The sequence below is a fragment of the Halovulum dunhuangense genome (assembly GCF_013093415.1).
Taxonomy (GTDB): Bacteria; Pseudomonadota; Alphaproteobacteria; order Rhodobacterales; family Rhodobacteraceae; genus Halovulum; species Halovulum dunhuangense.
This window is the reverse complement of record NZ_JABFBC010000002.1, coordinates 159,373-184,504: the sequence shown is the minus strand read 5'-3', so window position 1 is coordinate 184,504 and position 25,132 is coordinate 159,373. Positions and strand designations below refer to the sequence as shown.

The 25,132-nt window shown below is 58.4% G+C and carries 29 protein-coding genes and 2 tRNA genes; 15 read left to right on the top strand and 16 right to left on the bottom strand.

Annotation, left to right across the window (positions count from 1 at the left end; translation table 11 throughout):
- Positions 1-5 precede the first annotated feature (5 nt).
- The 4 genes from HMH01_RS11575 to HMH01_RS11560 all read right to left on the bottom strand — a co-directional run bounded on the left by HMH01_RS11575 (position 6) and on the right by HMH01_RS11560 (position 3,656).
- Complete coding sequence (locus HMH01_RS11575) at positions 6-1,337, bottom strand: hypothetical protein (RefSeq protein WP_171325706.1); 1,332 nt, start codon at positions 1,335-1,337, stop codon at positions 6-8.
- Between the two features lie 14 nt (positions 1,338-1,351).
- Complete coding sequence (locus tag HMH01_RS11570; RefSeq protein WP_171325704.1) at positions 1,352-1,816, bottom strand: BglII/BstYI family type II restriction endonuclease; 465 nt, start codon at positions 1,814-1,816, stop codon at positions 1,352-1,354.
- An 8-nt stretch (positions 1,817-1,824) separates the two neighbouring features.
- Positions 1,825-2,715 carry a DNA-methyltransferase gene (locus HMH01_RS11565; protein ID WP_171325702.1) on the bottom strand — a complete coding sequence of 297 codons (891 nt, stop codon included), beginning with the start codon at positions 2,713-2,715 and terminating at the stop codon, positions 1,825-1,827.
- Between the two features lie 866 nt (positions 2,716-3,581).
- Positions 3,582-3,656: transfer RNA gene (locus tag HMH01_RS11560), tRNA-Thr, on the bottom strand.
- Between the two features lie 141 nt (positions 3,657-3,797).
- Between HMH01_RS11560 and HMH01_RS11555 the strand changes: the two genes are divergently transcribed.
- From HMH01_RS11555 to HMH01_RS11495, 13 genes are all read left to right on the top strand, one after another.
- Positions 3,798-3,959: a hypothetical protein gene (locus tag HMH01_RS11555; RefSeq protein WP_171325700.1), complete on the top strand. Its 162-nt coding sequence runs from the start codon at positions 3,798-3,800 to the stop codon at positions 3,957-3,959.
- A 27-nt stretch (positions 3,960-3,986) separates the two neighbouring features.
- The gene (murA, locus tag HMH01_RS11550; protein ID WP_171325698.1) at positions 3,987-5,261 is read left to right on the top strand and encodes a UDP-N-acetylglucosamine 1-carboxyvinyltransferase; all 1,275 of its coding nucleotides are present in this window, start codon (positions 3,987-3,989) and stop codon (positions 5,259-5,261) included.
- On the top strand, positions 5,258-5,734 hold the full coding sequence (locus tag HMH01_RS11545; RefSeq protein ID WP_171325696.1) for a DUF2948 family protein: 477 nt from the start codon (positions 5,258-5,260) through the stop codon (positions 5,732-5,734). The genes murA and HMH01_RS11545 overlap by 4 nt, the downstream gene beginning before the upstream one ends.
- A gap of 73 nt (positions 5,735-5,807) precedes the next feature.
- A complete protein-coding gene (gene hisD / locus HMH01_RS11540) occupies positions 5,808-7,118 on the top strand; it encodes a histidinol dehydrogenase (RefSeq protein ID WP_171325694.1) in 1,311 nt (436 codons plus the stop codon).
- A complete protein-coding gene (locus HMH01_RS11535) occupies positions 7,115-7,603 on the top strand; it encodes a UPF0262 family protein (RefSeq protein ID WP_171325692.1) in 489 nt (162 codons plus the stop codon). Before hisD ends, HMH01_RS11535 begins: the two co-directional genes overlap by 4 nt.
- Before the next feature lie 3 nt (positions 7,604-7,606).
- On the top strand, positions 7,607-8,065 hold the full coding sequence (locus HMH01_RS11530; protein WP_171325690.1) for an arsenate-mycothiol transferase ArsC: 459 nt from the start codon (positions 7,607-7,609) through the stop codon (positions 8,063-8,065).
- Between the two features lie 133 nt (positions 8,066-8,198).
- Positions 8,199-8,417, top strand: coding sequence for a translation initiation factor IF-1 (gene infA / locus HMH01_RS11525; protein WP_171325688.1), 219 nt, complete (start codon positions 8,199-8,201; stop codon positions 8,415-8,417).
- A gap of 52 nt (positions 8,418-8,469) precedes the next feature.
- Positions 8,470-9,045 carry a Maf family protein gene (locus HMH01_RS11520; RefSeq protein WP_171325686.1) on the top strand — a complete coding sequence of 192 codons (576 nt, stop codon included), beginning with the start codon at positions 8,470-8,472 and terminating at the stop codon, positions 9,043-9,045.
- A complete protein-coding gene (locus HMH01_RS11515) occupies positions 9,042-10,112 on the top strand; it encodes a ribonuclease E/G (protein ID WP_171325684.1) in 1,071 nt (356 codons plus the stop codon). The genes HMH01_RS11520 and HMH01_RS11515 overlap by 4 nt, the downstream gene beginning before the upstream one ends.
- Complete coding sequence (locus HMH01_RS11510) at positions 10,093-10,269, top strand: DNA gyrase inhibitor YacG (RefSeq protein WP_171325682.1); 177 nt, start codon at positions 10,093-10,095, stop codon at positions 10,267-10,269. The genes HMH01_RS11515 and HMH01_RS11510 overlap by 20 nt, the downstream gene beginning before the upstream one ends.
- 92 nt (positions 10,270-10,361) lie before the next feature.
- Positions 10,362-10,436: transfer RNA gene (locus HMH01_RS11505), tRNA-Phe, on the top strand.
- Positions 10,437-10,790: 354 nt separating this feature from the next.
- Positions 10,791-11,783, top strand: coding sequence for a HamA C-terminal domain-containing protein (locus HMH01_RS11500; RefSeq protein ID WP_171325680.1), 993 nt, complete (start codon positions 10,791-10,793; stop codon positions 11,781-11,783).
- A complete protein-coding gene (locus HMH01_RS11495) occupies positions 11,776-14,316 on the top strand; it encodes a DEAD/DEAH box helicase (RefSeq protein ID WP_171325678.1) in 2,541 nt (846 codons plus the stop codon). The genes HMH01_RS11500 and HMH01_RS11495 overlap by 8 nt, the downstream gene beginning before the upstream one ends.
- Before the next feature lie 31 nt (positions 14,317-14,347).
- Here the strand turns inward: HMH01_RS11495 and HMH01_RS11490 are convergent, their stop codons facing one another.
- Together HMH01_RS11490 and HMH01_RS11485 are read right to left on the bottom strand one after the other, a co-directional pair.
- On the bottom strand, positions 14,348-14,548 hold the full coding sequence (locus HMH01_RS11490; RefSeq protein WP_171325676.1) for a hypothetical protein: 201 nt from the start codon (positions 14,546-14,548) through the stop codon (positions 14,348-14,350).
- Between the two features lie 65 nt (positions 14,549-14,613).
- Positions 14,614-14,823: a helix-turn-helix domain-containing protein gene (locus HMH01_RS11485; protein WP_246237396.1), complete on the bottom strand. Its 210-nt coding sequence runs from the start codon at positions 14,821-14,823 to the stop codon at positions 14,614-14,616.
- A gap of 99 nt (positions 14,824-14,922) precedes the next feature.
- Between HMH01_RS11485 and HMH01_RS11480 the strand changes: the two genes are divergently transcribed.
- Positions 14,923-15,537 carry a GIY-YIG nuclease family protein gene (locus HMH01_RS11480; protein ID WP_343035259.1) on the top strand — a complete coding sequence of 205 codons (615 nt, stop codon included), beginning with the start codon at positions 14,923-14,925 and terminating at the stop codon, positions 15,535-15,537.
- Between the two features lie 942 nt (positions 15,538-16,479).
- Here HMH01_RS11480 and HMH01_RS11475 read toward each other — a convergent pair.
- The 7 genes from HMH01_RS11475 to HMH01_RS11445 form a co-directional block, all read right to left on the bottom strand.
- Positions 16,480-17,466, bottom strand: a complete 987-nt coding sequence (locus tag HMH01_RS11475) for an AAA family ATPase (RefSeq protein ID WP_171325670.1) — start codon at positions 17,464-17,466, stop codon at positions 16,480-16,482.
- Entirely contained in the window at positions 17,463-18,071 is a 609-nt protein-coding gene (locus HMH01_RS11470) for a DNA-primase RepB domain-containing protein (RefSeq protein ID WP_171325668.1), read from the bottom strand. The genes HMH01_RS11475 and HMH01_RS11470 overlap by 4 nt, the downstream gene beginning before the upstream one ends.
- 6 nt (positions 18,072-18,077) lie before the next feature.
- On the bottom strand, positions 18,078-18,416 hold the full coding sequence (locus HMH01_RS11465) for a hypothetical protein (protein WP_171325667.1): 339 nt from the start codon (positions 18,414-18,416) through the stop codon (positions 18,078-18,080).
- Positions 18,417-18,479: 63 nt separating this feature from the next.
- Complete coding sequence (locus HMH01_RS11460; protein WP_246237395.1) at positions 18,480-18,686, bottom strand: hypothetical protein; 207 nt, start codon at positions 18,684-18,686, stop codon at positions 18,480-18,482.
- A 7-nt stretch (positions 18,687-18,693) separates the two neighbouring features.
- Positions 18,694-18,921 (bottom strand): helix-turn-helix transcriptional regulator, encoded by a 228-nt coding sequence (locus HMH01_RS11455; RefSeq protein ID WP_171325665.1) that lies wholly within the window; start codon positions 18,919-18,921, stop codon positions 18,694-18,696.
- A gap of 117 nt (positions 18,922-19,038) precedes the next feature.
- Positions 19,039-19,692 carry a hypothetical protein gene (locus HMH01_RS11450; RefSeq protein WP_171325663.1) on the bottom strand — a complete coding sequence of 218 codons (654 nt, stop codon included), beginning with the start codon at positions 19,690-19,692 and terminating at the stop codon, positions 19,039-19,041.
- Positions 19,655-20,872, bottom strand: a complete 1,218-nt coding sequence (locus HMH01_RS11445) for a tyrosine-type recombinase/integrase (RefSeq protein WP_171325661.1) — start codon at positions 20,870-20,872, stop codon at positions 19,655-19,657. Before HMH01_RS11445 ends, HMH01_RS11450 begins: the two co-directional genes overlap by 38 nt.
- 541 nt (positions 20,873-21,413) lie before the next feature.
- Between HMH01_RS11445 and HMH01_RS11440 the strand changes: the two genes are divergently transcribed.
- The gene (locus tag HMH01_RS11440) at positions 21,414-22,214 is read left to right on the top strand and encodes a hypothetical protein (RefSeq protein WP_171325659.1); all 801 of its coding nucleotides are present in this window, start codon (positions 21,414-21,416) and stop codon (positions 22,212-22,214) included.
- Here the strand turns inward: HMH01_RS11440 and HMH01_RS11435 are convergent.
- The 3 genes from HMH01_RS11435 to HMH01_RS11425 all read right to left on the bottom strand — a co-directional run bounded on the left by HMH01_RS11435 (position 22,198) and on the right by HMH01_RS11425 (position 25,051).
- On the bottom strand, positions 22,198-22,563 hold the full coding sequence (locus tag HMH01_RS11435) for a hypothetical protein (protein WP_171325657.1): 366 nt from the start codon (positions 22,561-22,563) through the stop codon (positions 22,198-22,200). The genes HMH01_RS11440 and HMH01_RS11435 overlap by 17 nt on opposite strands.
- Positions 22,564-22,941: 378 nt before the next feature.
- Positions 22,942-23,703: a hypothetical protein gene (locus HMH01_RS11430; RefSeq protein WP_171325655.1), complete on the bottom strand. Its 762-nt coding sequence runs from the start codon at positions 23,701-23,703 to the stop codon at positions 22,942-22,944.
- 895 nt (positions 23,704-24,598) lie between these two features.
- Positions 24,599-25,051, bottom strand: a complete 453-nt coding sequence (locus tag HMH01_RS11425) for a hypothetical protein (RefSeq protein ID WP_171325653.1) — start codon at positions 25,049-25,051, stop codon at positions 24,599-24,601.
- Between the last annotated feature and the right edge of the window lie 81 nt (positions 25,052-25,132).

The window sequence follows — 25,132 nt, the reverse complement described above, 5'->3', positions numbered from 1 at the left end:
CAGGCTTACTCCTCCCCGTCATCATCGGCAGCAACACCGTCTTGGCGCGCTTGGATCGCGGCCTCGATCTTGTCGAGACCTTTGCGGATCGATCCAATCTGCTTGAGGATGGCTGGCAAAGTCGGCGTTCCCGCGGAACTGATGTCGATGCCCGTGATCTTGGAGTTGACCTGCGCCAGCGCCTTGAGCGCGGCTTCTTCGTTCTTCTGACCTTTGTCCAGCTCAATGGCGGTCTCGCAGGCTTCGATCAGAGTGGTGATCGCCTCATCGCGAGTATCTTCGTCCCGCAGCACCTCTATGATGGGCGTGTAGTCTTTGCTATCGCCGTCATTGTCGATATCGATGGCGAAGTCGTCATCATCGATCTGAACCTCATCGTCATCGGCAGGCAGCTCAAGCTGATCTTCCATGATTTCCAGCACTTGGGGTGCCAGTTTGCCGAACGCCGCATTAAAGCGGTAAACCCGCCCGCTAATCCTGTCTCGGTTCTCGTAGAGAGACCATGCAATCGCGCGACTGGCGTTCTGAAGGTTCGCGTCCTTCTTGGCGATAGCCTTGGGGAGATCGCCAAAGATCTGCTGTCCATCCTGAAGCAGATCGTATTCGCCAGGCTTCTTGACCCACTCGCTAAGATACAGGTCGGCTTCATCGAGAGCCTGGAGCACGTTCTCGATGTCGGTCTTGCTACGACGAAGGCGGTCGGCGACCTCCTTGGTGGATCGGTTCTTGCCGACTTGGCGGCGGATCAGCCTGGCATCGCCAATCCAGTCATAATCGAGCTTCGTCTGTGGCCGTGCCTGCAGATCGGCTTCGATGTCATCGATTTCGTCTCGCGTAACGTCTGGCGGCAGAACGGCGCACTTGATGTTGGTGAAACGATCATCGACTGATCCATCCTTGCGCGTCATAAGCTCGCGCATAGCAGCAAGTCGTCGGTTGCCGTTGACGACAACACCTGTGCTGGTGATGAGGATCGTCTCGCGCTGACCGTCCTTTTCGAGAACCGAGATTATCGGGGTTACAGAGTCTGTGCCCTGCTTAGCGAGCCGCGCCAGGATTTCGTGCTGCGCCTGCTGAGCAGTGGTCAGCTCCTGACCCTTCTCGAAGAAGTCCTTGGCCAGTCCTTCGCGGGCGATCTCGGTTTGCTGCGCGCTGAACGTGCGACAGTTTTCCATCCGATAGACGGGGACATCTATCGGCAAGGAGATGACCTTGGGCGTGAACTTGTCGCTGCGAAAATCATATATGGTTTCGCCGAATTCATCCGAAGACTCTCGCCGCTTGGCGATCATAGCCTCGCGTTCGGCTCGGGGTGTCAGATTGATTTTGTACGTCACTGGCGTCCCCCTTCTTACTCGAACGCGACCACGAGGATGGGCACGGTGATTACACGGTCAAATAGCTCAAGCTCTTTGATGACGCGCTCGGCGTTGGCGATATTGTCGCCAATGGTCTTTGCGGCTTCTCTTGTTGGCAGGGCTAGGCCTGCGGCTTCGATCTTCTGACTTTGAAATAGGTATTGGAGCTTCAGGAGATCGTAGGGTGCACGGCTCATGTTGCCCGTTTGAAGCTGGAACGCGAGATCGTCTTGCATGGCGAAGACGCTCAGGCCGTGCGCCTGGTCAAGGTTGACGTTCAGCGCCCACCCTTCTTTCAGGAACTCAGTTTCGACATGCTTTCGAATATCGGGCGTGCATCGCGGCGCGATCTTGACTGCGGGCGCTTCAAAAACGTCCGTGAGCCATTCCTTAAGCTCAAACCGATCCCATTCGGCACCCGCGCTGTGATGATCTTCGTAGGTATATGCGAGCTTCATGGATCCTACTAAGCATTGGGGTCATAGACGGGTTTGTTCATCGGGCGGGTGCGGAGCGTACCTGCACGGAGCTGGTGAATGCGATCCCATGCAATATCGACATAGGCTCTATCGAGATCGCAGCCGTAAGCATGTCTTCCGTGCTTCAACGCTGCAATCGCTGAAGATCCAACCCCGAGATAAGGATCGAGGACGCTCTCGCCTTCGTTCGTCAAAGCCAGCACCAATCTCTCCACCAAGCCGATAGGGAACTGGCAGGGATGGTCGGTTTTTTCAACGTGATTGGATTTGACGTTGGGAATATCCCAAACATCGGAAGGGTTCTTGCCAAGAGGATTGCTGGAAAGCTCGCCCTTGTTCGGACCTTTGAAGTGCTTTTTATTCGGATATTTCGAGGGGATGCGGACGGGATCTAAGTTGAACGTGTAGTCCTCAGATTTGGTGAACCATAGAATCGTTTCATGCCTACCTGAAAAGCGCTTCTGGCAATGCAGCCCATGACCGAACGTCCAGACAATCCGATTGCGAAGTTGCAGGCCGTGGTGCTTGAAGAGCGGGTAGAGCAGGATGTCTAGCGGGAATATCTCGCCTGAGTCAACGTGGTTGCCAACCTGCCAGCAGATAGAACCGTTTGGCGCAAGCAGACGCACGGCTTCCGCGATACACGCTGCCTGATCCTCGACATACTTCTCCTGCGAGGTTCGCTTTTCGTAAGCCTTCCCAATGTTATAGGGCGGTGAGGTCACGATCAGGCTCATAGACTCGTCAGGCAGACGACGCATGAACTTCAGATTGTGTTCGCAGGCGATCTCTGCCTTTGCATCGCGCTCAAGCCGATGGACGGTGCCGCCACTGCTCCCGTCGGGGTTGAGGAAGGCGAGAGCTTGTTTTGGTGCCATGGGAATAGGTCTCGATGCTATGGGAGGCCGCGTTCGGGGGACGGCGAAACTTCTGGGCTGGCTGTGATGCCAACGATATCTGGTAGCCGCCTTGAATGGCAACCCTGCATGTGGCGTAGAAGCCGTAAACAGCATCCTTAAGGCGGCTAGTCACAGAGGATACCTGCTTCTGGTTAACGCCTTCCAACCAGCGCGAGGTTGGTCGAGGGTCTCGGGGCGGAGTGTCCCCGAGTCGATGGGTGGTTCAGGTAGGGAGAGCGATGTCGCCCTCCCGGTCAGGGTTCCAAGGGGCTCGAAGGCTCTTTGGTCGATGGGATGGTTCCAAGGAAGGGCAGCGCGAAAGCTCCCTTGCCTTGGTCTGGATGAAGTCCTCATGGGGGTATCGGGGGAGCAGGAACGCTTCCCTGATTGGTGATGCAACGGCCAGACGGTGCGAGTGGGTTTCAAGGGGCGCGATAGTCCCTGATCCTCCTGAAAGGATCGATGGGTGCAGGGAGAGCGAAGTCTCCCGCGAGTGATTGAACGGCGATACGTTCTGCTGGCTCTGGATGGGGTCGATCCCCTGACAGAGCCACGGCCTGAAGCCCGTATCGAGAAGCTGGAGCGGCAGAAGATCGTGCTTGCCGAACGAGTGGAAACAACCGTGCCGCCGAAGGGACGGCTGGAGGATTGTATTGAACTCGCCCTGAACTTTCTAGCAAACCCTTGGAATATGTACAAAAAAGGAGATTTCACACTGCGTCAGACGGTGCTCAGATTGGTCTTTTCGAAGCCTCTCACGTATGGGCAAAACGGGGTGTATGGAACACCAGAATTATCGTTTCCGTTCAAATACTTAGCGGGAATTTCGGGTGAAAAAAGCGAGATGGTGCTGCCGGAGAGATTTGAACTCTCGACCTCTCCCTTACCAAGGGAGTGCTCTACCCCTGAGCTACGGCAGCGATGGGGCGCGTCGGCCCGTTTCGTGTGCGGGCTTTTAGAGCATCTGGAACCGAGTGCAACTCAAAAATGCCGATCCCGGGCGGGGTCCCGCGCGGCTTGGTCTGGACCTTGGGGCGGGCCTCGCCTAAACCGGGATCAGGATGGAAAAGACGCCGGAACCCGACAGCGAAAAGGCGCGCCGGGCCGCCGAAAAGGCGGAGCGGCTGGCCGCGGCCTTGCGCGCGAATCTCAGGCGTCGCAAGGCGCAGGGGCGCTGGCGGGGCGCGGCGGATCAGCCGGACGAGCCGGAAACCGAGGAATAGCGGCCCGCCCGGGCCCTGGGGGCAGAGATGGACAGCATCGTGGTGACCGGCGGCCGGCCGCTTGAGGGGGAAATCGCCATCTCGGGGGCGAAGAACGCCTGCCTTGCGCTGATGCCGGCGGCGCTGCTGAGTTCCGACCCGCTGACGCTGACCAACACGCCGCGGCTGTCGGACATCCGCACCATGTCGGCGCTGCTCGAGTCGCTGGGCTGCGAGGTGGCGGCGTTGCAGGATGCCCGCGTGCTGGCCATCGGCGCCGAGCGGATCACCAACCACACTGCGCATTACGAGATCGTGCGCAAGATGCGCGCCTCGATCCTGGTTCTGGGTCCGATTCTGGCGCGCGAGGGCAGGGCGGTCGTCTCGCTGCCCGGTGGCTGCGCGATCGGCGCGCGGCCCGTCGATCTGCACCTGCGCGCGCTCGAGGCGATGGGCGCCACGATCGAGCTGCGCGACGGCTATGTCCATGCCGAGGCGCCGGCGGGCGGGCTGAGGGGCGCGCGGGTCGTGTTCCCGCTCGTCTCGGTGGGCGCCACGGAAAACGCGCTGATGGCGGCGACGCTGGCCAGGGGGACCACCGTGCTGGTGAACGCCGCGCGCGAGCCCGAGATCGTGGACCTGGCGCGATGCCTGCGCGCGATGGGCGCCCGGATCGAGGGCGAGGGCACGTCGGAAATCACCATCGAGGGGCGCGAGGCGCTGCACGGCGCCACCTACCGCGTGGTTGCCGACCGGATCGAACTGGGCACCTACATGCTGGCCCCGGCCATCGCCGGCGGCAGCGTCGAGCTTCTTTCGGGCCCCGGCAGCCGCGAGCTGGTGGCGGCCTTCGCCGACAAGTTGCAGGAAACCGGCATCGAGATCGCGGACACCGACCGCGGCCTGCGGGTAAGCCGCACCAATGGCAGCCTGCGCCCGGTGGACGTGACGACCCAGCCCTTCCCCGGATTTCCCACCGACCTCCAGGCGCAGATGATGGCGCTTCTGACGCTGGCCGACGGCGTGTCGAAGCTGGAGGAGACGATCTTCGAGAACCGCTTCATGCACGCGCCGGAACTGCTGCGCATGGGCGCGCAGATTGACGTGCATGGCGGCACGGCGACCGTGACGGGCGTCTCCAAGCTGCGGGGTGCCCCGGTCATGGCGACCGACCTGCGCGCGTCGGTGTCGCTGATCCTTGCAGGCCTTGCCGCCGAGGGCGAGACACGGGTCGCGCGGGTCTACCACCTCGATCGCGGCTATGAGAGGGTAGAGGACAAGCTGGGCGCCTGCGGGGCGCGGATCGAAAGGGTGCATGGATGAGCGGCGACGCGCGTTTCGAGGACGGCGGCGAAGGGCCGGTCCGCCTGCGCGCCGAAAGCGCCCAGGATCTGACGGTGATCTCGGCGCTTCTGCAGGATGCGGTCCTGTCCGCCGCCGACATATCCTGGATGGCGAAGCGCCGCCGGCTGGCAGCCCTTGTCAACCGCTTCCGCTGGGAGGACCGCGAGGCGGCTGAGCGCGCGGGCCGCCCCTATGAGCGCGCGCGCGCGATGCTGGTGATCGACGGCGCGCTGAAGGTGTCGGCCAGCGGCGTCGATCCGCGCGAGAAGGACCTGGTCCTGTCGATCCTGTCGCTGGACTTCACCCCCGGCGAGGATGGCACCGGAACGCTGCGCCTGATCCTGGCCGGCGACGGGGAAATCGCCGTCGCCGTCGAATGCCTCGATGTGACGCTGCACGACGTGACGCGGCCCTACGCTGCCCCCAGCCGCAAGGCCCCGCGCCACGACTGATGCGATTGCGCGGTTGAGCCGGGCCGCGCCAAGGTTATATCACGGCCCTGCGACACGGGTCCGAGGACAGAACATGCCGGTTTTCCTTTCCACCACAGATGCCGATTTCGACGCTGCCTTCGCGGCCTTCCTGACCGCGAAGCGCGACGAGGAGGCCGATGTCGGCGCCGTGGTGGCGGGCATCATCGCCGACGTGGCAAGGCGCGGCGACAGGGCCGTGATCGAGCTGACCGCCAGGTTCGACCGCCTGGAACTCACGCCCGAGACGCTGGCGATCCCCCGGGCCGAGATCGACGCCGCCATCGCCACCGTTCCGCCGCAAGAGCGTGACGCGCTCGATCTGGCCGCCGCGCGCATCCGCGCCTATCACGAACGGCAGGTGCCCCATGATGAAAGCTGGACCGACCCCAGCGGCGCGACGCTGGGCTGGCGCTGGACCCCGGTAGAGGCGGCGGGGCTCTATGTGCCGGGCGGGCTTGCCTCCTATCCCTCCTCGGTGCTGATGAACGCCATCCCCGCCCAGGTGGCAGGGGTCGAGCGGCTGGTGATCTGCGCCCCCACCCCCGGCGGGCAGGTGAACCCGCTGGTGCTTTATGCCGCGCGCACGGCCGGGGTCGAGTCGATCTACCGCATCGGCGGCGCGCAGGCCGTGGCGGCGCTGGCGCTGGGCACCGAAACCATCGCGAAGGTGGACAAGATCACCGGCCCCGGCAACGCCTATGTGGCCGAGGCCAAGCGCCAGGTCTTTGGCCGGGTGGGCATCGACATGATCGCCGGCCCGTCGGAAATCCTGGTGATCGCGGACCGCGACAACGATCCCGACTGGATCGCGGTGGACCTGCTGAGCCAGGCCGAGCATGACGAAAGCGCCCAGTCCATCCTGATCACCGACGATGCCGGGTTCGGCCGCGCCGTGGCCGCAGCGGTGGAAAAGCGGCTCGAGACGCTGGAGCGGCGCGCCATCGCGGGGGCAAGCTGGCGCGACCATGGTGCCGTGATCGTGACCCGCGACCTGGAAGAGGCGGCGACGCTGTCGGACCGGATCGCGCCCGAGCATCTTGAACTGTGCGTCGCGGATGCCGACGGGTTGGCCGCGCGCATCCGTCATGCGGGCGCCATCTTCATCGGGGCCTGGACGCCGGAAGCCATCGGCGATTATGTCGGCGGCCCGAACCATGTGCTGCCGACCTCGCGCTCGGCGCGGTTCTCCTCCGGGCTTTCGGTGCTCGACTTCATGAAGCGCACCACGCTTGCGCGCATGAGCCCCGCCAGCCTTGCCGCCATCGGCCCCGCCGCCGAGACGCTGGCGAAATCCGAAAGCCTCGAGGCGCATGGCCTGTCGGTGCGCGCCCGGCTCGACCGGCTGAACGAGGGCGCAGCATGAGCGGGCCGGACAGGCTGATCGATGTCAGCCTTGACGACAGCGGGCTGCCGGCCCCCACGCCCGAGATCGAGCAGGAACGCCGCGTCGCAATCTTCGACCTGCTCGAGGACAACCAGTTCCGCATCCCCGCCCGCGACGGCCAGCCCGAACCGCGCGGGCCCTTCCGGCTCGACCTGTCGATCCAGGACCGCAGGCTGGTCTTTGCCGTGGCGGCCGAGGATGGCGCGCCGGTTGCCGCCTTTCACCTTTCGCTCTCGCCCTTCCGGCAGGTGGTGCGCGACTATTTCCAGATCTGCGAGGCCTATTTCGACGCCGTCAAGCGCCTGCCGCCCGCCCAGATCGAGGCGATCGACATGGGCCGGCGGGGCATCCACAACGAAGGCGCGCGCATCCTTGCCGAGCGGCTGGAGGGCAAGGTCGTCACCGACCACGACACCGCCCGCCGCCTGTTCACCCTGATCTGCGTGCTGCACTTCAAGGGCTAGCGGATGGCGGAAGGACACCCCTCGTCGGTCCTGTTCTGCTGCGACTACAATTCCGTCCGCTCGCCGATGGCCGAGGGGATCATGAAGAAACTTCACGGACAGCGGATCTATGTCCAGTCCGCGGGCGTGCGCCACGAGCAGGAGGTGGACGGCTTCTCGGTCGCGGTCTGTTCCGAGATCGGGGTGGAACTGACCCAGCACCGCACCCGATCCTTCGAGGAGATGGAGGAATGGGGCGACCAGATCGGGCAATACGATCTGATCGTCGCGCTTTCGCCCGCCTCGCTGCGCCATGCGCAGGAATACACCCGCACCAATGCGATCGACGTGGAATACTGGCCGATCATGGATCCCACCGGCCTGGGCGAGACGCGCGAGCAGAAGCTTTCCGCCTATCGGCAGGCCCGCGACCAGATCCTTACCCGCATCCGCGAGCGTTTCCCCAGCGGAAACGCGGCCTGAGCCACGCCCTGCGGCACCGAGGCCGCGCGCACCCGGGCGTTTCCACTTGAATTTCGCGCCGCAAAGGCCCATTTTCCGCCGCGCGAGGGACCGATCCGGTTTCCCGCCATCGGAAACAGACATCGGAGAGAGCATGGCAAAGGAAGAGCTTCTCGAATTCCCGGGTGTCGTTACCGAGCTACTGCCGAATGCGACATTCAGGGTGGAGCTCGAAAACGGCCATGAGATCATCGCCCACACCGCGGGCAAGATGCGCAAGAACCGCATCCGCGTGCTGGCGGGCGACCGGGTTCAGGTCGAAATGACCCCCTACGATCTGACCAAGGGTCGGATCAACTACCGCTTCAAGTAATCCTGGTGTTGCCCCGTTCCGGTTCCGACCGGCCCCGGCAGGGGGCGGCATCATGCGCCTGATCCTTGCCTCGGCCAGCCCGCGCCGCCGCGAGTTGCTTGCGCAGGTCGGCGTGATCCCAGACGAGATCCGCCCCGCCGATATCGACGAGACGCCTGCCCCCCGCGAACTGCCCCGGCCCTATGCCGCGCGGCTGGCCGGGGAAAAGGCGGCGGCGCTTGGCGATCTGCCGGACAGTGCCGTGCTGGCCGCCGATACCGTCGTGTCGGTCGGCCGCCGCATCCTTGGCAAGCCAGCCGATGAGACGGAGGCGCGCGCCTTCCTCACCCTGCTGTCGGGGCGCCGCCACATGGTGCACACGGGCGTGGCACTTCGCGCAGGCGGCGCGACCCGGCTGCGGGTGGTGGCCACCGCCGTCAAGCTCAAGCGCCTGTCGGCCCAGGAGATCGCGTTCTACCTCGAGTCCGGCGAATGGCAGGGCAAGGCGGGCGGCTACGGCATCCAGGGCATCGCCGGCGCCTTCGTCCCCTGGATCGGCGGCAGCTACAGCAATGTCGTGGGCCTGCCCCTGACCGAGACGCTGGCGCTGCTGAATTCCGTGGGCATCGCCCCGGGAAGGTCCGCATGAAGGGCAGGGCGGTCTGGCTCGACACATTGCCCGACGGGCGCCGGCTTGCCGCGCTGACGGTGGACGGCCAGATCGAGGATATCCTCGCCGACCCGCCCGACGCCTGGGGCCCGGCCCAGCCCGGCGCCATATTTCGCGCCCGGATGGGCCGGCCGATGAAGGGCATGGGCGGCGCAATGGTCGATCTGGGCGACGGGCTCACCGGCTTCCTGCGCGAGACGAAGGGCCTTTCCCCCGGCGCGGCCGTGCTGGTGCAGGTCGGCGCGGTGTCGGAAAGCGCCAAGGCGCCCCCGGTGTCGCGACGCCTGCTTTTCAAGGGCCGCAACGCGATCCTGACCCCCGGCAGCCCCGGCATCAACGTGTCCCGCGCCGTGCGGGACGAGGGCGCGCGCGCCCGGCTCCAGTCCGCGGGGCAGGCGGCGATGGCGGGCGCCGACCCCGATTTCGGCCTGATCCTGCGCTCGGCCGCCGGGGCCGCTGAGAATGCCGACATCGAAGGCGAAATCGCCGAGTTGCGCGCGCTGGCCGAGGCGATGCTGGCCGATGCCACCGGCGCGCCGGAACTTCTGCTCGATGCGCCCGACGCGCATCTGGCGGCCTGGCGCGACTGGGCGGATCCCGCGCCCGAACTGGTGGACGACGCGCCCGGCGCCTTCGAGCGGGGCGGCATATGGGACGCCCTGCGCGCCGTCCTGTCGCCCGAGATACCGCTGGGCGGCGGTGCCTGGATGACCGTGGAGCCCACCCGCGCGCTGGTGGCCATCGACGTGAACACCGGCGCCGACACGTCGCCCGCCGCCGGCCTCAAGGCCAATGTCGCGGCGCTGCGCGCGCTTCCGCGCGCCTTGCGGCTGCGCGGGCTCGCGGGGCAGATCACCGTCGATCCGGCACCGTTCTCCAAGCGCGAGCGCCCGCAGCTCGAGCAGGTGCTCAACCGTGCCATGCGCGAGGATGCCGGCGAGATGCTTCTGGCCGGCTGGACCCCGCTGGGCCATATGGAAATGCAACGCAAGCGCGACCGCCACCCGCTCGCAAAGGTTCTGAAAGATGCGCTGCCCGATCTGTGACAAGCCCACCGAACGCGCCTTCCGCCCGTTCTGCTCGAAGCGCTGCGCCGATATCGACCTGGGGCGCTGGATGACCGAAAGCTACCGCATCCCGGCCGAGGAGGAAGGCCTGTCCAGCGACGCGCCCGAGCCCCCCGCCGACCCGAAGAAGCACTGAGCGCCGGGCTGCATTTTTTGCCCCGACCCCACTGGACAGCCCCCGCGCCTTGGCATAAACGATCCGCACCCGAGGGGCAGACCCTCACCCGTGCCCGGGTAGCTCAGGGGTAGAGCAGCGGATTGAAAATCCGCGTGTCGGTGGTTCAAATCCGCCCCCGGGCACCATTTTACATAATTTTTTCCGCATCTTAGCGGAATTTCTCGTCGAGGACGCAAAGACAGTAATAGTCTTGGGTATCACTGGGGTAGCATGCGGGAGCGGTGACCATCCCCTGCGTCTAGGCTTGAAAATCCGCGTGTCGGTGGTTCAAATCCGCCACCGGGCACCACTAAATCTCTTATTTTACAATGCATTATGAGCCGTCTTGGTGTTTGGGCATTTCTCCATCACATGCCGGGGTGTCGTTTGGGTGCTGCGTTGAACAAGGAGGTAACAGAAGGGGGGCCTGCGGCGAAGCTAGAGTCTATCCCTCTTGATTGCTGAGCGAAAGTGTTGAATTGTTGATAAAAAATTCAACCATGAGCGTAGCGCGCCTCAGTTCAGGCGAGTTCCGGCGGGCGGCAATGTTAATAGCAGAACAACTTGAAAGTTTATTAAGTAATTTTGAAAGCCTATCAAGTCGAATACGACACTTGAGTTATGACACCGATGAACTCGGTGACCGCATCGACGTTCGCTGTAGTTACATTGCATTCAGGGATGGAAAACAGACATTCGACGAATTCCTTGAGATCTTGTACCATCAAATTGTCTCGTTCTGCTTGCCACGGTCAGAGATCGCACCCGCTCACGACAGAATGAAACAAGCACTGGCTGATAATGATACAGTCTTGGTCAATCAGATTTCGACGCAATTACACGAGCGTGCTCGCAGTCTCTTTATAAAGGCAAAGAAAGGTAGTCACAGGTCAGGAGAGGCTGGAGAAATCCTACTTTTCGTTTTGGTCGAGTGGCTACTTGGGGCGCCGCAGATCGTATCGAAAATGTACCTTAAGACCAACAACAACATGCCAGTGCACGGAACTGACGGAATTCATGCAAAATTCGACAATGAAACGAAAAAGCTCCTTCTTTATTGGGGAGAGTCCAAAGCGCATAACTCTCTAGGAAACGCCTTTAGTAGCGCGATGAAATCGATCAAAGAGTTCATTGATGAGGGCGGTCAAGATTTCGAAGTTAAAGTTGTGTCAAGTTTCTCTGATTTCAACACTGCAACCGAAGAGGCGAAGCAAGCCTTCATCAACTATCTCGATCCCTACAGTGAAGACTACAATCAATGTATTACCGTCTTTGCTTGTCTGTTAGTTTTTGATTTTCCATCCGATAATAGTGAGCATGCATTTACCGAAGCTGTAAACAAGGCCGTCAGCGATTTCATAAAGTCTCTACCCAAGAAACTTAAAGATCGTGAAATGGGAGACATTCGATTTGAGTTCTTTCTTGTTCCTGTCCCCTCGGCTCAAGGGTTTCGAGACAAATTTCAGACTAGAATAGGTTGGCCCAATGATTGAAGAGCTAGCTGAACGGATTTGGTCCAACCCAAAATTTCACAACGATACGAGTAATCTAAGGAACCTTGTTTTCTCAGATATGTTTGGGTTTTACAGCGCCGCCGGTGAAGATGCAGAGCGCAATTTAATGCTTAGTCGTTTAACATCCAGCGCTCTGACGCTCGCGTGTTCGGAGCGGTCTGAGCTGCGCAAACGCTCATATGAGATTGCTACTGGAATATCAGAGTATGCATCGGAGACACACCCAGGTTCGGTATATGCCCTGTTGTTGGCATTGGGTCGTCTTGGGAACTTCCCGGCAATGGAGTTCGCGAAGCGGCGTTACGACGTCAGTGAATTCGCGTTACCCCAAAGAACAATTGCGGAGAACTCGGCCCGCCGACAGCGCAACAGCGTGACGCTGGGTGCTCAAGATCTCTCACTGACAGATTTTCAGTTCGGCCTATGGAACAAGCTAAGTTCCCAACGCACTATCGGTATTTCTGCTCCGACATCAGCAGGCAAGTCGTTTGTCTTGCAGTCTTACGCTAGAAAGCAATTTGAAGAAGAACAAATATCGTATGCGTCTATCTTGGTTCCTTCGCGAGCTTTGATTACTCAGGTCTCCGAGGATGTTTCCTCATGGCTAACAAGTTCAGGCCTTGACGTCGAGTTGATTACGACACCTATCCCACCGGAAGGGAAGTTGCCCGCGAAGGCTGTGTTTGTCGTTACGCAAGAGCGAATGCAGCTTTTGTTGTCGGCTCATCCAAACCTCTCTCCCGAACTCCTCGTGGTCGATGAAGCGCAGAACCTTGGCGATGGACCACGTGGGGTTTTGCTTTCTGCTGTCATCGAAGAGAGCTTGAGGCGTTTTGACAAATGCCAGTTAGTATTCGCTGGCCCCAACCTTTCTGCTCCAGAAAAGCTTGCTCATGGGTTTGCTCGAGAAGCCGTCCCAGTTTCGACCGATGAGCCATCGGTCGCCCAGAACATCTTTTTCTTGGATACAGGCAATACTGATCAATACAGCGCCAAGGTGTCTTTTTGGAATGATGGACAGCCCATCGAACTTGGTACGGTTGGGTGCGATCAGCCATTACAAGATCACAAGTCAAAGCTTGTGAATTTGGGGCTGCGTTTGGGCGGAAAAGGGCAAAGCCTCTTTTATGCGTATGGCCCAAGTGAATGTGAGGAAATAGCTTTTGGATTGAGTGATGTGGAGGGGAGAGTACCGACCGCTGCCCAAGAAGAGCTATCGAAGTTTGTAAAGGAAGCAGTTCATCCAGATTTCCAATTGGCGTCGTTCGTACTACAAGGCGTTGGATACCACTATGGCCGACTTCCCTCCTTGGTACGCAAAGCCATTGAAGATGCCTTCAGCGAAGGGACTTTGAACTATCTTGTGACTACCAGTACCTTGCTTCAGGGTGTGAACTTACCTGCTCGAAATCTCTTCCTTCATAATCCGCGAAAAGGCGATGATCCAATATCTTCTGTTGATTTTTGGAATCTCGCAGGACGTGCCGGCCGATTGGGAAAAGAGTTCTCTGGCAACATATTCCTAATTGATTACGGATCGTGGGAGGCTGATCCCTTATCGGGATCTAGTGATCGAGAAGTCGAACCAACACTCCTCTCGCACTTAGCCAGTCAAGCTGATGGTTTGATCGAGTATATCAGAGACAGAGATCGAGTGCCCGACCCGCGAGTGCAGGATGAGTATGAAAATACATTCGTGAAGCTTGTACAGGACCAAATGAAAGGTCGGCTAGGTGATACACTGTCCAGAGCTGGGCTTGATGAAGGCAACCAAACAAGGATCGAACTACAAGCTTCAATTGCGCAAGCGCTCGACGCAGTAGACTTGGACGAGAAAACGATTTCTTCTGCGCCCACAGTTTCTATTTATAGGCAGCAATCCTTACTGGATAGATTGGAAAAAAGCCTCAAATCCAAGGGGCCCGACTATGTGATCCCCAAACACCCCCGAGACCCAAACGCATATCATAGCTACATTGCAGTGTTGCAACGGTGTCATCAGGAGATTTTGAAACTACCTAAGAAAGACAAATCAGCAAAGTACTTCACCCAGCTTATTCGGCGCTGGATGCGCGGGGATCCTCTACCCATGATTATTGATGCCAATCTCAAATTTAATCAAGATCACGGTATTAAATCCAACACTGCAACAGTTATCAGGAAGACGCTAACTGAAATTGAGAATGACGTTAGATTCAAGTACGTTAGACTGTTCTCCTGCTATAACGCGGTGCTCGAGTTTGCATTACGCAAACATGGCTATGAAGATAGTGTTAAATCGATACCTGCGATTCCTCTGTACCTCGAGATGGGTGCGAGTTCGGTATCAATGATGAGCTTCATCGGACTGGGGCTGTCGCGCTTTACTTCGACGAAACTTCAAAGAATAGCTCGACGGGTTGACATGTCTCAAGAGGAGGCGCGGCTATGGGTGCGGCGTCAAAACGTTGATGCACTTGATATACCTTCGGCTTCAGCAAAAGAAATTAGGCAACTCTTTCAAGCCGCCTAAGAACCGAGCTTAATGTTGCGTGAAGCTTGCTTCAACTCTTCAAGAATTTTCTTGCGTCATTATGTGCAGCGGACCCCTTCACCCACTGCCACGGTGCGCGCGGCTTCCGCACCTTCGCCAGTTCAGGGTTCGCCTTGGCGTCGCCGGCGGCGGTGCGCAGGCGTTCACGTGCCTCGCGCGGGTCGATCTTGAGTTCGTCGCAGATGGCCTTGAGCGTCACGATATCGGTCATGTCGATCTCCTAAGTTTCTGATGCAGATCGATAAGACGCAAGGCCAGAGCGTGTCAGGGATAACCCTAGTTCGGCTTGAAGATTTCCGAGACGTCCACGCCGAGGGCCTTGGCGATGCGCTCGACCACCAAGATCGACGGGTTGCGCTTCCCGGTCTCGACGCCGCTCAGGTATGTCTGGTGAATATCCGTGCGATGGGCGACCTCTTCCTGCGAAAGGTCCTTCTCCCTCCTGATCCTCTGGATATTTCTCGAAACGCGCGACTGGACAGACATGCGCGGCATGGCGCATGGCAGTCTCGATCACAGCCATAGACTATGAGTCATAATCGACTTAGGCTGACGGGAGGCCGAGGTCACCGGTGATGTTTAGCAATGCAGCAAGAGGCAAGGGGACATGCGCCCTCGTGGTTGACTCATAGTCTATATGATGACGCGGCCGCCGTGCTATCGCCTGAAACCCTCTTGCCCCCCGATCATGTATTGGACTTCATCGACCGGCAGTCGATTTCGCACGGACTCTATGGGTGGTGGTTCGACCATTGCCTGCCAATTGTGCCGAGAAGTGGGTGCATCATGCGCGAGGGCAAGTACCTGCTGTACATCGGCATCGCACCGCCGAAGGATCGGCTTGTGCGGCGAGGTGCGCCAACACCCGTGAAGAGCCGTCTCTGGAGGAACCACCTGCGCGGCACCGTGCGCAGCTCGACCCTGCGCCTGTCGCTGGCGGCACTGCTGGAACAGGAGCTTGAACTTGAGTTCTGGCGCGACGCGCGGAACCGCGTTCGCATGGACCGCCACCACGAGGACAAGCTGTCAGAATGGATCGCCAAGCACGCGGGGATTTCCGTCGCACATCATGACGTGCCGTGGTCGCTTGAAGAAACGCTGATCAGGAATGGGCCGCCCTTGCCCCTCAACTTGAGCATGTCAGAGCACCCGTTTAAGTCGACGTTGAGCGATATGCGGCGCGCGCTGGCTCGCGTCTGACCGGGCCTGCAAATAACCCCGAGGGTCGAGAGTGACACGCGTGCGCGGCAGCGTTGTGTTGAGCCAGGAGGGCCGGGGCGCTCCGCGCGCATGGTGATCCCGCCGTAATCCCGGCTGACGCGCTGTGGCCCGCCTCTGGGTGCGGAGGAGACTACCATGCCAGTGCGCAGGTGCCTGCAGAGCGCCGGAGCGGACCGCAGGCGGCAGTCCCGGCATTTTAGGCGCGCTGAAGGTGTCCGCCCTGCTGCCACCCCTCCTGCGCCCAATCTGTGGCCTGTGCGGCTAGGGTGGCCTCCGGTTGGTGGTGAGTTCGCTGTAACAGGAGGCACCCTGACTAGGGATGGCATGCGGACCTGTTGCGCAGGCGTTACAGCAAGCCAGCAGGGTATTGGCGCGAGCGATGCCCCTTCCCGTGCGCCCGCGTCCGTGACCTGACATAAGGAAGCTTCTTGTCGAGGCTGCCTTTGTCCAGCCTCGCCATCGCCCTGCGGCGACTGACATCGCAGGGGCCGCGTCCAATGAGGCGCGCGAGGGCGTCCGCCCTAGCAGTTTGCCACCCGAGTGGAACCCGGCGCGCGATGCCGAAACCCAGCGCGGATTCGGACAGCATGTAATGACTCGGCAATTTGGGTCCGGCTTGCACCCGACAGACTGATAGATAGTCATCGGGTCGGTCTGGAGCGTCCCGCCTATCCTCACGGCGGCGCACTGATGGGGCAATCACAGTGGGATAGGGGGTGGTGTTTTTTTGGGGCGCGCGCCCTGTGGACGGACAACGGGTCATACATACTGCCGAGGTTTTTAGCCCCTAGCCGATTTCAAGAACGTCAAGAACGCCAAGGCCGTCACACGTGTTCATGGCGATGTTGAGGGAGCCGAAGTTCGCCAACAAACACGATGGCGCTGTTGGCGTTCTTGGCGCACTTTATATCCCACCTGTGGTCACACTTCGTCTGGCAGCGACAGGTCCCAGATTTTACCTTTCTTCTTAGACACGACGCCCAAGGATCGCCGGGCGCGTTCCAGCGTCTTCTTGGAAATGTCGCGAGCGGCAGCCTCCTTCTCGACCTTAGTCGTCGGCTCTGGCCCGTTCTTGAGGAACATGCGCAGGAACTCGATCGCCTCGTCGAGCGCGGACATTCGGGGAGTGCCACCCTCGGACGATATCAGGTCATCAATGGTGATGTCCGATGGCCCTAGCCAATTCAACGTCGCCATGCCCCCGTCCTCGGAGTAGATTTCGTAGCTCTGAGTCTGCCCCCGAACGGCAATGTTGTGCTTGATATGAACGACAAGCTTGGTGGAACTGTCGTTCGGATGTTCGCACACCAGAAACGCCGACCGCGCCGCGCCGATCACGTCCATCGACCCACCACCCCGATAGATGGCCTTGTCATGCTTAGCCTTAGTTAGGTGGCGGACGATCAGGACGGCTGTCTCGCCAGCTTCGGCAATGTCCTTCAGGAAGGACAGCAGCTGCCGGATTACGTTCGGCTTATACATGTCCTGGCCACTGGGGACGTAGGCGAACAGGGGGGCGAGAATCAGTAAATCGGGTGGCGTGCGCCTCACCTCGCGCATGAGGGCTTTCAGCCCGTCTTCGTCGAGGGATAGGAAATCGCCCTGCACACGGATACGGGAAGGATCACCCCCCATCGCATCGATGCGCGGCCTGATGGTGTACGCCGCATCGTCCTCGGCGCTGAGGTAAAGCACCCGACCCCGCCCTAGCTTCTGCCCCTCGGGCAGTTCGCCACCGATGCTGACCTGAACGGCGAGTTGCATGGCAAGGAAGGATTTTCCGACGCCGGGATCGCCTTCCATGATAGTAATCATGCTGAACGGGATGAATGGTTCCCAGAGCCAGTCAACCTCTTTCGGATCGATGGTGTCCAGATCGACAAACAGTTCCTTCTTCTTGGAAGTCATCGCGTTGTCCCCACTCTCGCGATGATGCGCGATACCTCGGCCTCCAGCGCGTTCTGGTCGTCACCATATTTGTCGCGGAAGTACGGACTAGACCAGATCACACTGGCAATCTCGTCGAGTGTTGCGCCTGCCTCGTAGAGGCCAGCGACCATCGCGAAGATCCTGCTGGACCGATCCGGTGCCATAACGCGGTTGTGCCGGATCAGGTGGCGCGTCGAGGTGTCCAGCTTAGATCGGTACTTGCGCAGTACGGCGAGGCGGTCATGTGCGTGCGGGTTCATGGCCAGCGCTTCGGGTTCGGCCCGTTGGATGTCTGGCAAAGGCTCCGGGCGCTTAGGCGTCTTTCGCCAGTTACGCGAAACCAGCCGAACGACTGGCTCGTCGTACTTGGGCTTGTGATTGATGGAACCGGGGACGCGCATCATCTTCGTGATCGACCAGCCGGTATCCCCACCGTGCCGCGCAGCCAGCGCACGGGAAAACGCCTCAGCCTCGCGGATATCGTGCCGCGCATCCCAGAGCCAAAGTGCTTGGAAGCGATTGGGCGACGTCTCCCACACGTGGTTGGGCTGTGGTCGGTAGGCGTCGGGATCGCTGTCATCCATGTCGCACTAGCCCAACCGGGATGGCAGGGCAAACGCCCTCTTCCGCCGCGCGAGTGAAAACGGGTTCGGGCAAAAATAGAGGTTGTAATCCCAGCGCGAGTGCGCCCGGAGAAACCTGTTCAGTCCCACAATCATCTTGTCGGCGCTGATCGCATGTTCACGCCAGCGTTCGCCACGAGGTTCGGACGTGGCGACGAAAAGGAAACTGTCCTTCGGCGCGCCTTTCCAAATATCGTGCAGAAAGCCCACCATGCTCTGGTGGATGGCGAAATCGTCGTCGTAGTCCTTGAACTCATAGGGGTGCCCGAAAAGCGGGCGACGTTGTGCTTTCACGCTGGAAGGCATGTTCTGTCCTTTCGGAGAGTCTGGGAAGGTGGCAGGGCGCTTGTCGCCCCACCGATGATGTTGTCAGTGGTCGCTGGAGGGCCTTCGTGGCCGGCTGCCGGTGATCTGCTCAAACCAGTCGTCAACCTCGTCCGCGTCCCACATTAGAGGTCCGATCCGGCGAGGAAATTTGCCTTGGGCTTCGAGCACCCTAAGGTGCTTCGGGCTGTTCAGCACGCCCAGGTCTTCCAGGCATTTTGGGCAATAGCCCCTTTTCATGTTGATCTTCATGGCTGGTTCACCCCGCGTCTGCATAATGTGTGCGGGCGCGCTCGGCGGCGCGTTCAGAGAGCCACTCCTCGATTTTGGACAGGAACCACGCAACGCTTGTCCCGGCCATCCTGATACGCCGAGGGAAGCGCCCACGGGCCTCCCAGCGTAGCAGGGTCGTGTTGCTCACGTTGATACCAAGGCGCTTGAGGTCAGCGCGGGAAGCGAGGGTTCGCAGGTGTATTTCGTCCTTCATGGTTTTCCCTTTCGTCAGTTTGACAAAGAGGCCGGCCCCATGTGTGGACAACATATGATAGATTGAAATCCTGCGATATCAGAGGTGTAGCCAAGGCTGCGCGTTCGGTGCGTAGGTTTATCGGTTGCCGCGCAACTTGGCGACTTCGTCCAAGACGTTCCCCGAAAACTTGAAATCGTCGCCGAATACTTCCTTTGCACAGGTCGTAAGAAAAGCCTGATACTCGCTGCTTGGATTCTGTGTTCGATCATAGCCACCGCGTGACGGCTGCGCGTTTGGAAAATATCGTTCAAACACTTCTGCTAGCGCGTTTGCCAAATCGATCTTGAACTCTTGCGAAATCGCCGAGCCTTTTCGTTTTCGATCATCCAACACCTCGAAAAGATCGCGGGTGCGGTTCCTGATTTTGATCAATTCATCAATGAGGGTATCTCGATTCGGAGGGGTTGACGGCAGTTCATCAGGCCATTCAGAGAGTAGTGTCAGGTTCTCATCGGAAAGTGCTTCGATCAACTTCTCGGCAGGGCGCAGAACTGAACTCGTGATCTTTCGCTTTCTTTCGTCTGGTGTCTGTGACGCTGGCCCCCCTTGGGCGCCGAGAGGGCTGGACATTGCCGCGACCCAGAAGACATCAGCGATGGTGCGAAGTTCATCAGCTAGGCGAGTACGGTCGGTTTCATCATCCGCCCCAGCAATGCGACACAACCGGTCAACTGCTTTTTGCGGGAAGAACTCAGGCGCTTGTGGTAGTGGTCGATCTAACCAACCCAAGTCGCGGTATTTCAGATAGTACGGCTGATCTGGTGACTTTTTCGACATGCCTATTCCAAAGCGCAAGCGCCTCGCGCTTCTCGTCCGCGTATGAATAGACATTGTAGATAGCGGCCACGCCCGAGACCACACCCGTCTTGTGGTTCAACAGCGCCTCTGTCACGGGCTGCGGGACGCCCAGCATCGCCATGTTGGTGGACATCGTGCGGCGCAGGTCGTGAATGATCCACGGTTCCGTCCCTTCGGGTAGTGCCTTGTCGAGCCGGTCTTTCAGGCGACCGAACCCCGAGATGGGCGATTTGCCGGTGGTCGTGAACACGTAGTCCGACCCGAGGAACCTCGGCACCCTGCGCAGGACGTCCAGCATCGCGTCCGTGATCGGGACGGTGTGCTGCCTGCCGTTCTTGGCACGCTGCGAAGGGAGGACCCACAAGCGCCTATCGAGGTCGAGTTCGGACCACCGCAACTCGGCGACCTCGGCACGTCTCTGGCCGCTGAGGATCAGCAGCTTCATGCAATCCCCGAAAGGATAGCCTTCGGCATCGCAAGCCGTCCACAGCGCGCCCAGCTCGTCGTCGGTCAGCACGCGTTCGCGCGACCGCTCCTTGGTGAGGGGCTTCATCCCTGCGATAGGGGACGCGTCGATGATCCCACGCTCGACGCACCAGTTCATGACATGCTTCAGGTGAGCCAGCGCGCGGTTCGCGCTGACGGGCGCGGATTTGTAGATCACGTCGCAGGCTTTCACGACATCGGCGCGCTTGATCTCGTCGACCCGCTTGCCGTGCAGCGTGGTGAACTTAGCAATCAGCCGTGCCTTGTTCTTCCAGTCGCGGTTGTGAACCTTGGCGTGTTTGTCGATGTAGTCGGGGATCACGTCACCGAGCGTCGGTTTAGCCTCGACCTCGACGCCCGTGCGGTCCTCGAACCGTCCCGTCTCGATCTGGTAGAGCACCTGCCGCACTCGTTCACGCGCATCGGCCAGCAACACGACGGGGAACCGTCCAATGGTCAGTCGCCGCATCTTCCCGTTGATACGCTTGTGCAGGCAGAACGTTTTGGTGCCGGACGTGCAGATGCGCAGAACGAGACCTGGCATCAACTCGTCACGGAAATCGAGGCGCTTCAATGGGTCGGGCCTCTGGCCTTCGATGAACTTGGTGGTGAGCTTGCGTTTCATAAGCCCATGATAATATGGGCGGATGAGGCGCGTCAGGGATAACCCTAGACGCAGTATAGTGTTTTAGAGCGGTGTGCGCCGGATTGGGACAACTGTGTGGTCATCAGCGCCGTTTGGTATCATGGGGGTTGCAGGAGGGGTGTGTTTAATTCTTCCTCGCGCTAGGTGAACTGCGAAAACCCTAAGATCAGGGCTTTCACGCGTTCATGTGACTGCTAGAGGGGTGTTGAGATATCACGCACGGGTCGCGAGCCCAATTGAAGAACCGCGTGCCGGTGGTTCAAAATCGCCGCGGGCACCACATTTGACTTCAAATACAAAGATATACCCATCGTGCGGTGAACGGGCGCTCAACGGGCTGAAAAGCTGTGTTGAACCCATTGTTTGGAATCGATGTGTTGGCCACAGCACGTAGAACACAGTAGCTTGAACACAGAGCTCGCCCAGCAGTGTTTCTAGGCGCCTGTGACCAGCGCGTTTTCGAGTGTCCAGTTTATCTCCGCCCTATCCTTCAACACCGCACCAAATCTACAAAAGTCACATGAATCTACAGCGTGTTCTTGAAAATCTTTCCAGTCTTTCCAGACAAGGCGCGATCCCGCAGGGCGTGATTGACGAAGGCCGTATCTTCGCTCTCGGCCAGTTCGAAAACGACGATGATCTTCATGGTCGCGTGAATAACGTGGTGGAGGGGCTGAAGGATCATGTTGGCCAACCCTTCGACACTCATCCATGGGCGTTCCTCTTCGACCTTTCGACCTTCAAACAAGACGGGATCGCAGTACCCATGACGCTGCTTGGGGCCGTTTGGCCGCAAGACGATGGAACGGTGTTTGTTAGGGACTTCTTTGTGATGCCAAGAGGTCTCCGACGGATGAACGACTTTCTATTTGAGCACACTGCCAACGGCACAAACATAAAGCTCTTGGGGGCGAGCAAATGGCAGTCAGACGTGACGGATCGTGTCGCATCGTCGCTGTACCCGCTCGCTATTGCGATACTGAACACTCGTGGATGTAGCATCGACTTCAAGAGTGCGCCTTCGGTGATAAACGCTAGGCGTAAGAGGCAGGGCAAGCCCCCTATACCCGCTCGTTATGAAGTTGATGCCGCTGAGTACATCACCGCCCTTCGATCTACGCCACTCAGTAGCGACCACGGTGGAACGCATGCCAGTCCGATACCCCATTTGAGACGTGCTCATGAGCGAATGCTCGCCAGTGGAAAGCGCATTTGGGTTCGCTCTGCCCTGATCAATGTTCGCAGCGAGGGCGACATCGCGTTTGTCGAGCGCCGAAAAGCATATAGGGGCCGCGAAGGAAAAATTAAAACGGATAGTTAGCTGTATGTGTTTTCGAACTTTGCCTTCCATCTTTGTTTTCGGCGGACAACGCCAACACACGAATTCGGTGTGAGATGGATGTAGTATAGGAGTAGTAATTGCCAAGCTGGTCATGAAAACATGCACTTCTTGACTTGCGCCAAAAACGTACCCGTTTTATATTTAGCCTGTTCTCTATCCATCCTCCTGCAATGCTGTGCAGGTCATCATAGGTACGTTTCGAGGTGAGCAAAAGGTGTAAGTCGATCTCGGTGATGTCGCCGATCACCGCTGCGGCTGCCGCTGGAGCGGTGTTGGTGAGAGCAATGGCGAGCTGATCCACGCCGAACTCGTGATCCTTGTCGCCCATCGCTTTTGAAAATGCGTTGACTTTGTAAAAAACTGGCATGGGAAATAGATGCATATATAGTAATGCGCTCATTATAGCACCAAGCAGTGCAGTGCCGCCAAAGCGGCGCCGCCATCTTTTCGTTTATGCCCCTAAAAGCATCTTAGCTATTATCAGCAGCAAAAACGCGTAAAAGCATATTTCAATGCGTATGTAAGTGCTTTCTTTACTGTTAGCTTTACCTTCAATTGTTTATCCTCAATCGCCCACCAAAAAACACGCTGCTTAGTGCAGCGTTTATTGCGTTGATGTGATGGGTGGCTAACAATGCAGCTAGTGTAAATATAATATAAAATATGTATTTGTCAAAAAAAATTCAAATAAAACATGCGGCTTGCCTTAGAAGAACTCTACATAATCGCAATTGATCGGCAGGCGGTTTCCGTCCCAAGTGTATATAGTCTCACTGTCAGGATGGGTCTGAGAGCAAAGCTGTCCATTTTCAGTGGTGGAGTTGGGGTTTGCAGGAATTACCCGCTCCACATAACTCCAAAGCATTCCACCGATATCTGTTTCAAGTCGTTCAACCTTAATCATATTGCAGCTGTTTGTAGTTGTAACTGCGTAGCTGGAATGCACCCAGGTTTTCTCGTCAACTTTCTTAAACTCTCGATCCCATACGCCAACCTGCATCCGGCAAGTGCGTTGTTCAATGCCCAGACTTGCGTCTATAACTGCCGCAAACGCGTTCTGGGTTGGTTCATTGCAGAAGTTGCGATACGCGCTGAGTATTCTCTCAGCATCATCTTCGTGCAACGCCTCAAACTTTTCAGTATTGATGTTGTTAGCTGCGCTTTCGATGAATGCAACCTCGTTGCACACAGCCTGTGATCGTATAGCCAATTCCGAAGGATCAGAGTATTGATCAAGAAGGTCAGATCGCTCGGCTTCAGCGTCCTCATTTGATAGCTGCGGCTCAACCCAACGCTTACTAAAATAACAGGTGATAGTGTCAGCGTCCTTTGAGACACATTGAAAACCAACGCTCTCGTTGCGATCAAAGTTATAGGTGGAGCCAGAGAGGGGAGCCATCTGTGCATTGGCGATGGTTGAGACCGCCACGCTTGACGCAAGCAGCGCCAAGACCTGAAAATATCGCATCGTCTACCTGTTTGTCTGCAATTACACCCAGGTAGCCTACGTCGCTGGTTTGCCGTCTGTCTAGCGTTTGGGTCTCCCTCGACGCGTGAGTGGCCAGAGCCAGGGAAATCTGGCTCTGACCGAATTCAGCTTAGAGAATGAGCAGCAATAGCAGCTTGATCAATGTTTTTGAAATACGCAGCTCAATGATCAGCTGCTGATTAAAAATAATCCGTATACACAAATCGCGTCCCTCCTTTCTTTCTTGAGAATATTTATGAAGACCCAACGCAAAACGCCGCAGATAATGCGGCGATCGTTCATACAATCAAACAAGGTTGGGAAGCGGACGGAATATGTCCGCTTTGGAGATATAGTCCGAGAAGGCCCTTATTCAAGGGGTAGCAGAATATAAAAATTGCTCTCTAGTTCGTAACCTTGCCACAGGAGGCCGCCATGCATACCGGCCCCCTGTGGCAAGGCTGCGCGCTACTGCTGCCCTTGACCTTCGATGAACTTGGTGGTGAGCTTGCGTTTCATAAGCCCATGATAATACGGGCGGATGAGGCGCGTCAGGGATAACCCTAGAGGGTTTGGAGGGTTTTGGATCAGCCAACGCTGAATCGAGATACCCGTGTGGTCTTCGGCTTCCTCGGGTATAGTTGGGGTAGCAGGAGCAGCGTGCTTCAATGTTCCGGCGCGAGGCGGACCGAGACGATCTGCCAAGCTCAAACATCAAGGTTTTCAATCGCTCATGTGACTGCTAGAGCGTCTTTGAGACATCCTGCGCGGATCGCGAGTCCAATTGAAAATCCGCGTGTCGGTGGTTCAAATCCGCCCCCTGGCACCATTATTTTCAATATGTTACCTCGTCGGCGCTTGGGGCGTTGTCTCGTTCTTGTCTCTCAGAATGCTTTCAAGGAGCGCTGTGTTGAAACGCAGCCAGGGCTAAGATCGAGCTTCTTACGTCGAGCACGCCGCCCAGAAAGATTCCCAAAGACGCGCAACTTCCAATCAGAGCGCTGATGTACATTACGAGGTACATCGTGTGCCAACGGCCGGAGTGCTTATCTAATCCTGCTCCCCTGCTGAATAGGTCACCGACCAGAGCGAAATTGGTAAGGTACGCTAGTCCCATCGATCCGAGGGTGACGAGGATTCCCATACAGAACCAGATCAGTGGATGGGTCAGGCTTTCTAGTGCCCCGCTTAGCTCAAGCTGACCCGATGTGATGATGCTACTAATGAACCCAATCATCACAACAAGTGCACCACAGTGAACGAGTAGCATACTCTTCAATAGACCGTTGGACGTCTCTACTAATTTTTCGTTCATAGATTTGGCTATTTCAAAGTCTTTGTCGTCCATTTATGCCTCCGTCTATGTAGAGCTCTTTATCCGTATAGACCAATTCACCAGCGCCCCATAGTTCCTAACCTTCGGGTCGCG